We start from the raw sequence: 12119 nt of genomic DNA, 5'->3' as shown, positions 1-12119 counted from the left end.
TACACGCAACACTGCCCCTTTCTTAAAAGCCAGCCATATAGGTTTCCACTACCGCATCACTCTTCGTGCATAACACCATTAAGTAATCACAATGGTTACAAACAGTCCGAGTCACAAAACGATCAGCTGTACATCGCTGGATAATTTGTTCAGAAAACTGACTGATATCTAGAAGGTAGCGGTCGGCAATGGCCCCACAGTAGGGGCAGCGAATCTGCTGAGAAGAAAGGGATGTCAATTCAGACATGGTGTTTTCCTAGCCCATCGTTGTACTCAATCGAGATTGTCTTCTTGGTGGGTTTGAATGGTGCAATCAGACGAGGGATAAGCTACGCAAGTCAGTACGAATCCAGCCTCTATTTGTTCGTCTTCTAGAAACGACTGATCAGACTGGTCAACAGCACCAGAGATCACCTTGCCAGCACAGGTAGAACAGGCACCAGAGCGACAAGAAACAGGTAAATCAATGCCCTGCTCCTCAGCTGCATCAACAATGTACTGATCGTCAGGTACATCAATAACTTGCTTTTCACCAGCTTCGTCGATCAATGTCACCTTGTAGGTCGCCATTAAATATCTCCTCTCTGCAAAAAATAATGTAACTACTCACCCAGGTTGATATGACCAACATTCAAGGATCACGGTTAAGTTTGATAGGCTATAGAAACACTCAAATCCAAACACCTATATGCTTGAATCAGTAGTGTTTTACTAATCTGGTTTCCCGTTTACTGTTCATCCTCTGATCGCCTATGACTGCTGACCCTCAAAAGAACCCTATCTGGGAAAGATTGGAACTAGGCAGACGCAGCAAAGCGGCACAGGGAGGCTATGCTGGCTATGGCTCGCCTGCGTTTGGAGAAAAATCAGTCAATGGTAATCTGGTGGCCGATGAGAAAGAACAGCGTGTAATCGAACTCATACGCCGTCACCACAAGTCTGGAAAATCGCTACAGCAAATTGCCAACTGGATGAATACCCAGGGCTATAAAACTAAGCGAGGCAGAGATTGGCAACGGATATCAGTCAAGCGTGTTCTAGATAGGCTCTACGGAAAAACTCCCAGGATGTCCGGTAGTGTTTCTGACCAGCCTGCCTCTAAGGCTGAAGATGAGACTCAGGTGTAACCTGCTCTTTTCCAAATGCTTTTTGTATGGGCTTTTCAATCGATGAAACGTTACACCCCTAACTATATACCTCAGGTTGGCTAAAGTCCATACCTCATAAAGTTTTAATCTTGTTTACCTGTTACATCCCTCATGTACCTTGATAAGGCCTTAAATTTAACGCCAGTATCTGATACCCGTTGTTCGGAAATGGAGGGGTATCAAGGGGCGGATGAGGTGAGTACATCGTCTCCCCCCTGGCAAACGGTCACCCCGATGATGACGGACGCCGTTGATCGGCAGATATTACAGGTGGCTCCCGACTGGACTTTAAATCGAGCGATCGCAAGTATGGGAGCTGTGCGCAGCAATTGCGAACTAACCACAGGTCACTCCGGCGGTCGTCATGCCAGCTGTGCCTTGATCGTAGAAAACCAGCAAATCATTGGTATTTTCACTGAGCGCGATATCGTCAGACTAACGGCGGATGGGGTGGACTTAAGCTCGCTGACCGTGGCAGATGCGATGACCTCACCAGTCAAGACGTTGCAGCAAGCTGCCTTTCAAGACATTTTTGCGGTGTTGTTTTTATTCCGTCGCTATCGGATTCGGCATTTACCGATTGTTGATGAACACAATCATCCCATTGGGATTGTGACTCCAGATAGCATTCGGCGAGTGCTGCGGCCTGCAAATTTGCTCAAGATGCGCCGGGTGGCTGACGTGATGTCGACCGATGTGGTTCACGCCTTGCCCACTACACCCGTGATCCAACTAGCCCAACAGATGGCGGAGCATCGGGTGAGCTGCATTGTCATTGTTGAAGTCGATCGTCACGCTACGACCCACCGCGAGATTCAGGCATTTGTGCCCATGGGCATTGTTACAGAGCGCGATATTGTTCAGTTTCAGGCACTGGAATTAAATCTGCAGCGGTTAACGGCCCAGGATGTGATGAGTACACCCCTGTTTTTGTTAGAGCCCACTGATTCATTGTGGACCGCCCATCAGGAAATGCAGATGCGCCACGTGCGCCGTTTAGTTGTGTCGTGGAACTGGGGCAGCGGTCTGGGGATTGTGACCCAGACTAGCCTGCTTAAAGTCTTTGACCCCATTGAGATGTATAGCATCATTGAGAGCCTACAGCGCACCATGCACCAAATTGGCGAGGGCTCACCGGCCGACCCATCGCCAGCAACGCCTCAGGTTTCTGGAGTCAATGACCAGGTGACAGATTTACTGTTTGATATTGAAACTAAACTACTGGGTCTATCGAATAAGACCACGCTATCGGCAGCAGATCAGCAGAATCTGGTGCAAGGGGCGCTGCGATCGCTACAGCAGGTACAGGAGATATTGGGTGGGTAAACGTGGCTGACACAAAATCCTGATTAATCGCAGCCGATATTCCAGGTCAGACACCAGCTCTGTTCCTGCATTCACCCTCTAAACGCGCCGCTGCCAGTATTCATAAACGCTGGTGGCCATAGTCAGTACGCCGGTCGCGATCGCATTTTCATCCACCTCAAACTTAGGATGATGCAGGGGATGATTATGACGGTCTGGGAACCCCACTCCCAGGCGAAACATAGTGCCAGGCACCCGTTCAGTATAGAGAGCAAAATCCTCCGAACCCATGGACGGTTCGGGTAACCATTCGATATGACTTTCTCCCAGGGTAGATTGGGCGGCATTGGCGACAATTTGCACCAGGTAGTCAGTATTGATCACAGACGCCACCCGCCGCTGATAGTTCAGCTCATATTTAGCACCGTGCATGGCGCAGACACCGGCAAGAATTTCCTCAATCCAGGTGGGTAGCTTTTCATAGGTATCGGGCTGTAGCGATCGCACCGTACCCTGCATTACCACCCGGTCAGCAATCACATTGGCAGCTTTACCACCAGAAATCTTGCCAATGGTCACCACAGCTGGGTGTAACGGGTTTAACCGGCGGCTGATGGCCTGCTGCAGCGTCGTCATCACCTGGGAGGCCACCCAAATCGCATCAATCGCCTCATGGGGACGGGCACCATGGCCGGATTCACCAATAATCACAATCTCTAGATCATCCGCCGCCGCCGTCAGAGCCCCCCGGCGCAGACCAACATTGCCCGCCTGAATTGACGGAAACACATGCACCCCAAAAATAGCCGCCACATCCGCCAGCACATCGTCAGCAATCATCCACTTGGCTCCCTGCACCGTTTCCTCAGCAGGCTGAAACAAAAACCGCGTGGTGCCAGCAAACCGTTGCTGTTCAGTCAGTTCGGCTAGCACCATGGCCGTCCCTAAACCTACGGTAGTGTGGACATCATGACCACAGGCATGCATAATTCCCCGATTTTTAGAAACAAAGGGTAGATCCACCTGTTCTGGAATCGGTAACGCATCCATATCCGTGCGCACCGCCAGGATCTTAGATATCTCCCCAGTGCCCTCCAGATTGGCCACCACCCCGGTTTTGCCTACCATTTCTTGAACATGGAACCCGTAGGATGACATGACCCCGGCCACGTAAGCGGCCGTTTGATACTCTTGGCCGCTCAGTTCTGGATGGGCATGGATGTGACGCCGAATTTCAATCAGGCGGGGCGTGATTTTTTCGGTAATGGCTTTAATCTGGTCGTGCATAGGTGCAGGGTGAATGGGCGTTTATTTAGTGTAAAGTGACTCAGCCAACAAGTGACTCAGCCAATCAGAACTCCATAAACAACCTTCAGGTTTCGGTCCGATAGCACAGCCTCGGTATTCTATAGCGGGTCCAACCAAAATCACGGGGTTACTCAAATCAAAAATCTTACTTAAAAGATTGGATTTATGCCCCTCAGGGGCATGGAACCCCTGGGAACTGCTCCGATAACCTGTGGAGCAGACGAGAGTCTTCAGGCTTAGCGATCGCACCCGTAGTTGATTGAGAAAGTCTTCTACCATCTCATGACCCGCTCCACTGCGGAGACCACCAAGCGAGCTAAGAGATCTGTTGACACTCGTCTAAGCCCCCACGCAATTAATAGGGTGTAAGCTCGCTATGGGTAAACGAAAACAGATATTACTTGGGTCTCTGGGAATCGCTTTGCTGGGATCCGTTTTAGTCGGCTGCGGGTCTCGTCCAACGGAGTCTACCGACGGGGCAGAGGAGCCTGCTTCCCGCACAGGTTCAACGCAGCAGATTGTCTTAGCGATCGCTGGCGAAAGCGAGGAAGGTTACGACCCCACTCTGGGCTGGGGACGCTATGGTTCACCCTTGTTTCAAAGCACGCTGCTTAAGAGAGATGCCGACCTAAATATTATCAATGATCTGGCAACAGACTATACGGTGAGTGAGGATGGGCTGACTTGGACTGTGACAATCCGCTATGATGCGGTCTTTTCCGATGGTGAACCCGTGACAGCGTCCGATGTGGCCTACACCTTCAACCAGGCCGCCGCAAGCGGGGGGCTGACAGACGTAACCATTTTGGAAGCAGCGGTGGTCATAGACGACACCACTGTTGAGCTCCGCTTGCAGGAACCCCAAAGCACGTTCGTGAATCGCCTGATTACCCTTGGCATTGTGCCAGAACATGCCCACGGTCCGGAATATGCCCGTAATCCTATTGGGTCGGGTCCTTACCAGATGGTGCAGTGGGATGAAGGGCAACAGCTGATTGTCGAGGCCAACCCCAACTACTACGGCGAGGCTCCCGGTATCGATCGCCTCGTCTTTCTGTTTGTGGAAGAGGATGCCGCCTTTGCCGCTGCCAAAGCGGGAGAAGCACAGGTGGTCAGTGTGCCTCAGGCATTAGCCGTGCAAACGATTGAGGGAATGACGCTCTACGATGTGACCAGCGTTGATAATCGGGGTCTGATGTTTCCCTACCTGCCAGCGTCAGCCGGTGAAACAACTCCCGATGGTGACCCGATTGGCAATGACGTGACGGCAGATCCGGCCATTCGACAGGCGGTGAACTATGCCATTGATCGCCAAGCCTTGGTGGACGGGGTCCTCGAAGGCTACGGGTCTGTTGCCTACGGTCCCGTCAGTGGTCTCGCCTGGGAGGAACCGAGTGCGGCCATCGAAGATGCCCAGCCCGAGCAGGCCCAAGAGATTTTGGCAGCTGGCGGCTGGACGGATAGCAATGGCGACGGTGTGTTGGAAAAAGACGGTCTCACGGCTGAGTTTACGATCCTCTATCCCGCCAGCGATAGCACTCGACAAGCGCTGGCCCTGGCAACGGCAGCAATGCTCAAGCCCGTTGGCATTCAGGCAAACGTCGAGGGTAAAAGCTGGGATGAAATCGAACCCGCCATGCACAGCAATGTCGTGGTATTTGGCTGGGGCAGTCACGACCAGACCGAGATGTACAACTTGTACCACAGTCAGGCTGCCCAGGGAGATTTCTACAATGCGGGTTACTACGCCAATCAAGCCATCGATACAACCCTGGATCTGGCCATGGGCGCATCGTTAGAAGCGGAGGCGATCGCCTTTTGGCAAGCGGCCCAGTGGGATGGCGAAACTGGCTTTACCGCTAAAGGTGATGCGGCGTGGGCCTGGCTGGTCAATCTAGACCACACTTACTTTGTCAGTGACTGTCTGGATATTGGTCAACTCCAGGTTGAGCCCCACGGCCACGGTTGGCCGATTACGGCCAATATCCCTGAGTGGGAGTGGACATGCAACTAACGCCAATATTGATCTTTACGGCCCAAAAGCTGTTGCGGCTCGGTCTCTTGCTGCTGGCGGTGGCCATCTTCACCTTTGTGTTGCTGAGCCTCTCCCCGATTGACCCGGTGCAGGCCTATATCGGTGCCGACATGATGCGCATTAGCCCGGAGCAGCAACAGCTGATCGCCGAGCGCTGGGGTTTAGATCAGCCCATGGCGGTGCGATTTTGGGATTGGCTAGGGCAGCTGCTGCAGGGCAACTGGGGCACCTCGATGGTATTTAACCAACCCGTGGGTGAGGTGATTGCCAAGCGATTTTGGGTGTCGGTGCAGATGCTCGCGATCGCATGGCTGCTGTCTGGCACCCTCGGCTTAGGTCTGGGTATCCTGTCAGGAGCCTTGGCGGGCTCCTGGATCGACCGAGTGATTCGCCTCTACGCTTACACGATGGCCTCAGCCCCCACCTTCTGGGCTGCGCTGTTACTGCTGATTATCTTCTCGGTATCGCTACAGGTAACACCCATCTGTTGTGCCGCACCCCCCGGTGTTTTGGCGGGCGATGTCACTATCTGGCAACACCTGCACCACCTGCTGCTGCCTGCCGTTACCCTTAGCATTATCGGCATTGCCAATATTGCCTTACATACCCGACAAAAGCTGATTGATGTGCTGCATAGCGACTACATCCTGTTTGCCCGCGCCCAGGGTGAACCCCTCTGGGGCGTCATTCGTTACCACGGATTTCGCAACTTAATCCTGCCCGCGTTGACCCTGCAATTTGCCTCCCTGAGTGAGCTATTTGGAGGGTCGGTGCTGGTGGAGCAGGTATTTGCCTATCCCGGCCTAGGCGAAGCCACCGTACAGGCCGCCCTGCGGAGCGATATCCCGTTGCTAGTCGGCATCGTATTTTTCAGTGCGCTGTTTGTTTACACCGGCAATACGATAGCTGACTTGGCCTATCCCATCGTTGATCCACGCATTCGGCTAGAAAGTTCACTGGGGAGTTCACAGTCATGACGATTACGGTTCCTTTTGACCATGTCTCCCGCAGTCTCCGCAATAACCGGCGACAGCGCACGCTTTGGGGGATTGCCCTGTGTACGTTGTTTCTACTAGCGGTCATTGTCAGCACCTGGGTGATTGGCGATGGCGGCCTTGGCCCTGTGCTCACCCAGCGTAATCAGCCCCCCTCTGTAGCCCACCCCTTTGGCACTGATTGGCTGGGGAGAGACATGCTCAGCCGCTCCCTCCACGGCCTGTCCCTCAGTTTGCGAATCGGCCTGCTCGCCGCCGCCATCAGCGCGCTGATCGGCACCGGCCTGGGGTTAGCGGCGGGCACACTGGGGGGCTGGGTTGATGCCGTGATCACCTGGATTATTGATGTCTTCTTTAGCCTGCCCCACCTGGTTCTGCTGATTTTGATTGCCTTTGCAGCCGGTGGGGGCACCCCAGGGGTGATCATTGCCGTAGCGCTCACCCACTGGACAAGTTTGGCGCGGGTGATTCGGGCAGAAGTCTTGCAGGTGAATAGCTCTGACTACGTAAAGATCTCTCACCGCTTTGGCCGATCGCCCTTCTGGATTGCCCGTCATCACATGGTGCCCCATATCATTCCACAGCTGATAGTGGGGCTGATTTTGCTCTTCCCCCACGCGATTTTGCACGAAGCGGCCCTGTCATTTATTGGCATTGGTCTGTCGCCCCATATTCCGGCAATCGGCATTATTTTGGCGGAATCCATGCGCCACCTATCAACGGGCTACTGGTGGCTTGGCATCATGCCGGGGCTGCTGCTGCTGCTGTCGGTCAAATCGTTTGATTGGCTGGGAGAAAATATGCGCGCGTTGCTGGATCCAAAGACAAGTCAGGGGTAACTATGCTCAACATCTCAAACCTGGGGATTACGTTTACCCAATACGATCAAGGACTGCATCGCAAGCAGCTAACGGTGATAACTGATTTGGATTTAACCGTCCAGGCAGGAGAACTGGTAGCGGTGGTGGGTGCCAGCGGCTCCGGGAAAAGTCTTTTGGCCCACACTCTTTTAGGGATATTGCCGGAGAACGCTCAGCTCTCTGGGACGATGGAATTTCAAGGGGAGCCGCTAACCCAGAAACGATGCGAGGCATTGCGGGGTAAAGCGATCGCACTGATTCCCCAATCGGTTGGCTACCTCGACCCGTTAATGGCCGTTGGGCGGCAGGTGCAGCGGGTGGGGCAGCTCAATGGTCTCCCTTCGCGATCGGCCAGATCCCTAATGGAGCGCACCTTTGCTCGCTATGATTTGCCCGCTCATACGCCAAAGCGCTACCCGTTTCAGCTCTCCGGTGGAATGGCGCGGCGGGTGCTCGTCTCAACAGCTGTCATGACTCAGGCTCAGCTTGTGATTGCCGATGAACCGACGCCGGGTCTGCACCCTGACGTGGTGACTGAAACCCTCAATCACCTGCGCGAACTGGCTCAGGGGGGGCGAGGCGTGATGCTGATTACCCACGATATTGAAGCGGCCTTACAGGTCGCTGATCGGGTGGCCGTTTTCTATGCCGGCACCACGGTTGAAATCGCCAACGCTCAGGATTTCACAACTGGTAATCTGCGCCATCCCTACACCCAGGCTCTCTGGCGATCGCTACCTCAAAACGACTTTGTGCCGGTGCCGGGGAATCAGCCCAGCCCTGACCAGCTGCCGGTGGGCTGTCTGTATGGCGATCGCTGTTCCTGGAGCACGGCTGACTGTAAACGGGCGCGACCAGAACTGCAATTTATTCGTCAAGGTTGGGTGAGGTGTATCCATGCTGAAGGGTGAAGGTCTGTGGTTTCGTTACGGCGCTAAGCTGCCGTGGGTGGTGTGCGATCAGTCGCTTGCGATCGCACCGGGGGAAGTTATCGGTCTGATCGCCCCGTCCGGTCATGGCAAGACGACGCTTGGTAAACTACTCGCTGGATATCTAAGGCCCAGCCACGGGCGCATCACGTTAGATCAACAACCGCTGCCAGGAGGCTATTGCCCCGTGCAGCTGGTCTTTCAAAATCCTGAATTGTCGGTCAACCCACGCTGGCGCATTGACCGCATCCTACGGGAAAAACATCCGCCTCAGCCCCACATCCTGGATGCCCTCGGCATTCATCCCGGTTGGCTGACCCGCTATCCCCATGAGTTGAGCGGCGGAGAACTGCAACGAGTTGCGATCGCCCGCGTGCTTAACCGCAACACCCGCTATCTGATTGCCGATGAAATGACGGCTATGCTTGATGCCAATACCCAGGCCTTAATTTGGCAAGTGATCCTAGAGTTTGCTCACCAATATGGTGTTGGCATCCTCGCCATTAGCCACAATCAGCCATTGTTACAGCGGATTTGCCAACGAGATTGTTTGCTTGCTGAGCAGACCCTTGATCTAACAACAATTTAGCGGCCTTTAAGCGTAAAAACTCTGAGGCCTGTAGAGGTGTACAACCCACTCTGAAGTGGCGATTCTTATGGGTAAGTTTGTCAAACGGTTACAATTTTTCTAGGAAACTGCTGTGTATATATTGAAAAATAGATAACGCGCTGAATATCGTTCTAATCCTGGCTATGAAAACTATTAAGAGGCTGTGGCAGCTGATGCCAGTACTATTGCGATCGCTCCTGATAGCAAGTTTCGTAGTCATCCTAGCCGGGGTTAGTACAGCCACCTTGGCAGCTCAACGCCAGCCAGCGCCTCCCACATCCCCGAATCAATCAGACACGCCTTTGATCGCCCGAGCCCTACCCGGTGTCTATGCAGTACCATCATCTTGCTCGGTGCCCATCATTCCATCGATTGTGACCGCAGAAGAAATTGAACTGCGTCAGTATCAGGCCGAGTTTGCCAAATACATTGAAGAACAAGCAGAGCTTGATCGCCAGGCTAACCTCACCAACTCACAGGATGTGTTAGCCATCGAAAAATTTCGGCTGGATTGCGAAATTAAAGTATTACAGGCCCGACAAATTTTAGAGGCGAGGACTCAACAATCTCAACCAGACACCCCCAACATCGCCGTGACCGCTCGAGAAGTTGCACTACGCCAACGTCAGCTTGACATCGCCAAACAAATTGACGAAGGAGAAATCATATCCCACGAAGCCGGTGTAGTCTCTCTCAATCGTGTGTGGACCGCCAGACGAGAGCGTATCGACGCCGAGATTTTAATGCTCCAGACCACGATTCAGCAGGAAAGACAGAATCAACAATAATCTCCAATTTGGCCGACCCTAGGATGCCCTGGCAAACAGATCATTGGCAATTGCAGTACCCAATAACACTAACCCACATCCCACAATCATTGATGACGTTATCGCTTCTCCTAGAACAACTGCTCCCCAAAGCATGGCAAACAAGGGAATCAAATAAGTCACTGTTAACGCTTTAGTGGAGCCAACATTTTGGATCAGTCTGAAATAGAGAATATAGGCAAAGGCGGTGGACAAGACAGCTAAAGCAAGTACAGAGATCACCACACCAGCCGATGGTGTTTGCTGAGGCATAGTAAACGGTAACGCCGGAATAATCACTAATGCCGCCCCTAGCTGACTGCCCGTAGTCACCACCAGCGACGGTACACCAGCCAGGTTTTGCTTAATGTAAGGGGCAGCTATGGCGTACATCAAGGCAGCCGACAGAGCAGCAACGACAGCAATCACAACACCCGATGTAGTTTCAATTGCTTTCCAACCGACTAGGATCACAACACCAATAAATCCTAGAACAAACCCCAGCATGCTTGATGGCGTTAGTCTTTCATGGAGCCACATAAAGGCCACAATCGTCCCAAACAGTGGGGCTGTTCCATTTAAGATCGAGGTAAAGCCTGCGGGCAGAGAGACCGAAGCAAACGCTAACAACAAAAACGGAATCGCTGAATTCAGACAACCCACTACCAACAGAGGGATAACCCGACGACGAAGTTCATCTGCCAATTTCAATCGAACCAGTACTGGCAACAACACTAAACCGGCCAACAACACCCGAAACTCAATTAGCCACACCGGACCCAGCACAGGTGCAGCAATCCGCATAAACAGAAATGAACCACCCCATAGGGCTGCTAGCAATAACAGTTCAAAAATGTTTGATAGCTTCACGATTGTTCCTCACTTTGACCGGCTTCCCAGCCTAGAAGGGCTGTTTTACGATCCTGTCCCCAACGATAGCCACCCAGCTCACCGGAGCCACGAATAACTCGATGACAGGGAATCAGATACCCAACCGGATTACAGCCAACCGCATTACCAATGGCCCGTGCCGCTGTCGGTTTACCAATGGATTTGGCTAACCCCTGATAGGTGGTCAATCCACCAAAGGGAATTTTCAAAAGCGCTTGCCATACCTGGATCTGAAAGTTTGTTCCCTTGATGTGAAGGGCTAAAGGAGATTGATGTGGGCTATGGAAGATTTGGTCACAAATCGCCTCAGTTACTGACTGTTCATGCATGATAGTGGCATTAGGCCATTCTGCTTGTAGCTGCTGTTCGGCCAGTGCTTGATTAGTGCCATTGAGAAAATGCAAATCACAGATACCACGGTCAGTGATGGCAATTAGACAGGTGCCAAACGGAGTATCATGAATGCCATAGCGAATGGTTAGCCCGGCTCCCGCAGCTTTGTATTCGCCCGGTGACATCGCCTCTAAAGTAACAAACAGATCATGCAGACGCCCAGGGCTAGATAAACCAGACTCCAGGGTCAGCTCCAGAAGACTGTTAGTTTCAGCAATTTTTGACTTGGCATAGTCCAGAGTTAAATACTGGGAAAAGCGTTTGGGACTGATACCTGCCCACTGGGTAAACAGTCGCTGAAAGTGATACTCACTTAGGTTTACATGGTGGGCAATGGTAGCTAAGTTGGGTTGCTCCAAATGGTGCTGGCGAATAAACGCGATCGCTTTACGCATCAGTTCATAGGTTTCTCGACCCTTAGCTGGAGCTTCTGTCACTGAATCCATAGGTTTGCTTTAGCTTAGAGTGTTCGCACACTTAATAAAGATATCAATAGCCATCATTTACAACCACCCATTTCTTGCTAAGTGATCATGCAAAATTAATTACTTGGCAAAAAAGTCTTTCCCAAACCCTATGAGCATTTTTTCGATGAGATTCTTCAAGTTTTGCCAAATCTCATAGGTCATAACCTCTATCCAACCCATACTTCATAAATCGCCAAACTATCTCAATCAGACTGAGTTCTGGCGAAGCCATGGGCAGCCCAAACAAAAAAAGCCCTCGTTGTGCCCACTCACTCCGATAACTTGACTCCTGGTCCAGTTGTTGGAGTCAACTACGATGTGTGGCCAGTTGTAGCTCTAACACATGCCGTATATACGGATGGCTGTACAGGG

At 52.3% G+C, this 12119-nt stretch carries 13 protein-coding genes; 8 read left to right on the top strand and 5 right to left on the bottom strand.

Translation table 11 applies throughout. From position 1 onward, the window contains the following. Window positions 1-22: 22 nt before the first annotated feature. Window positions 23-247, bottom strand: a complete 225-nt coding sequence (locus N836_RS58820) for a hypothetical protein (protein WP_023074196.1) — start codon at window positions 245-247, stop codon at window positions 23-25. A gap of 26 nt (window positions 248-273) precedes the next feature. Beyond that, window positions 274-570, bottom strand: coding sequence for a 2Fe-2S iron-sulfur cluster-binding protein (locus N836_RS58815; protein WP_023074195.1), 297 nt, complete (start codon window positions 568-570; stop codon window positions 274-276). A gap of 182 nt (window positions 571-752) precedes the next feature. Between N836_RS58815 and N836_RS58810 the strand changes: the two genes are divergently transcribed. Together N836_RS58810 and N836_RS58805 are read left to right on the top strand one after the other, a co-directional pair. Next, window positions 753-1127 (top strand): recombinase family protein, encoded by a 375-nt coding sequence (locus tag N836_RS58810; protein WP_023074194.1) that lies wholly within the window; start codon window positions 753-755, stop codon window positions 1125-1127. 132 nt (window positions 1128-1259) lie between these two features. Next, window positions 1260-2474, top strand: coding sequence for a CBS domain-containing protein (locus N836_RS58805; protein WP_031293322.1), 1215 nt, complete (start codon window positions 1260-1262; stop codon window positions 2472-2474). Window positions 2475-2552: 78 nt separating this feature from the next. Here N836_RS58805 and N836_RS58800 read toward each other — a convergent pair whose 3' ends face one another. Then, the gene (locus N836_RS58800) at window positions 2553-3740 is read right to left on the bottom strand and encodes a M20 family metallopeptidase (RefSeq protein WP_023074192.1); all 1188 of its coding nucleotides are present in this window, start codon (window positions 3738-3740) and stop codon (window positions 2553-2555) included. 397 nt (window positions 3741-4137) lie between these two features. On the opposite strand from N836_RS58800, the gene N836_RS58795 reads away from it, so the two are divergent. The 6 genes from N836_RS58795 to N836_RS58770 all read left to right on the top strand — a co-directional run bounded on the left by N836_RS58795 (window position 4138) and on the right by N836_RS58770 (window position 9978). Beyond that, the gene (locus tag N836_RS58795; RefSeq protein WP_023074191.1) at window positions 4138-5775 is read left to right on the top strand and encodes an ABC transporter substrate-binding protein; all 1638 of its coding nucleotides are present in this window, start codon (window positions 4138-4140) and stop codon (window positions 5773-5775) included. Then, on the top strand, window positions 5766-6773 hold the full coding sequence (locus N836_RS58790; RefSeq protein WP_023074190.1) for an ABC transporter permease: 1008 nt from the start codon (window positions 5766-5768) through the stop codon (window positions 6771-6773). The genes N836_RS58795 and N836_RS58790 overlap by 10 nt, the downstream gene beginning before the upstream one ends. Continuing rightward, on the top strand, window positions 6770-7630 hold the full coding sequence (locus tag N836_RS58785) for an ABC transporter permease (RefSeq protein ID WP_023074189.1): 861 nt from the start codon (window positions 6770-6772) through the stop codon (window positions 7628-7630). Before N836_RS58790 ends, N836_RS58785 begins: the two co-directional genes overlap by 4 nt. A 2-nt stretch (window positions 7631-7632) precedes the next feature. Then, window positions 7633-8562 carry an ABC transporter ATP-binding protein gene (locus N836_RS58780; RefSeq protein ID WP_023074188.1) on the top strand — a complete coding sequence of 310 codons (930 nt, stop codon included), beginning with the start codon at window positions 7633-7635 and terminating at the stop codon, window positions 8560-8562. Continuing rightward, window positions 8549-9169 carry an ABC transporter ATP-binding protein gene (locus tag N836_RS58775; RefSeq protein ID WP_023074187.1) on the top strand — a complete coding sequence of 207 codons (621 nt, stop codon included), beginning with the start codon at window positions 8549-8551 and terminating at the stop codon, window positions 9167-9169. The genes N836_RS58780 and N836_RS58775 overlap by 14 nt, the downstream gene beginning before the upstream one ends. Before the next feature lie 164 nt (window positions 9170-9333). Further along, window positions 9334-9978 (top strand): hypothetical protein, encoded by a 645-nt coding sequence (locus N836_RS58770; protein WP_023074186.1) that lies wholly within the window; start codon window positions 9334-9336, stop codon window positions 9976-9978. 18 nt (window positions 9979-9996) lie between these two features. Here the strand turns inward: N836_RS58770 and N836_RS58765 are convergent, their stop codons facing one another. Together N836_RS58765 and N836_RS58760 are read right to left on the bottom strand one after the other, a co-directional pair. Beyond that, complete coding sequence (locus N836_RS58765; protein ID WP_023074185.1) at window positions 9997-10866, bottom strand: DMT family transporter; 870 nt, start codon at window positions 10864-10866, stop codon at window positions 9997-9999. Then, window positions 10863-11726, bottom strand: coding sequence for a methylated-DNA--[protein]-cysteine S-methyltransferase (locus N836_RS58760; protein ID WP_023074184.1), 864 nt, complete (start codon window positions 11724-11726; stop codon window positions 10863-10865). The genes N836_RS58765 and N836_RS58760 overlap by 4 nt, the downstream gene beginning before the upstream one ends. Between the last annotated feature and the right edge of the window lie 393 nt (window positions 11727-12119).

The organism is Leptolyngbya sp. Heron Island J (assembly GCF_000482245.1).
Taxonomy (GTDB): domain Bacteria; phylum Cyanobacteriota; class Cyanobacteriia; order Phormidesmidales; family Phormidesmidaceae; genus Leptothoe.
This window is presented reverse-complemented; position numbering and strand designations above follow the sequence as displayed.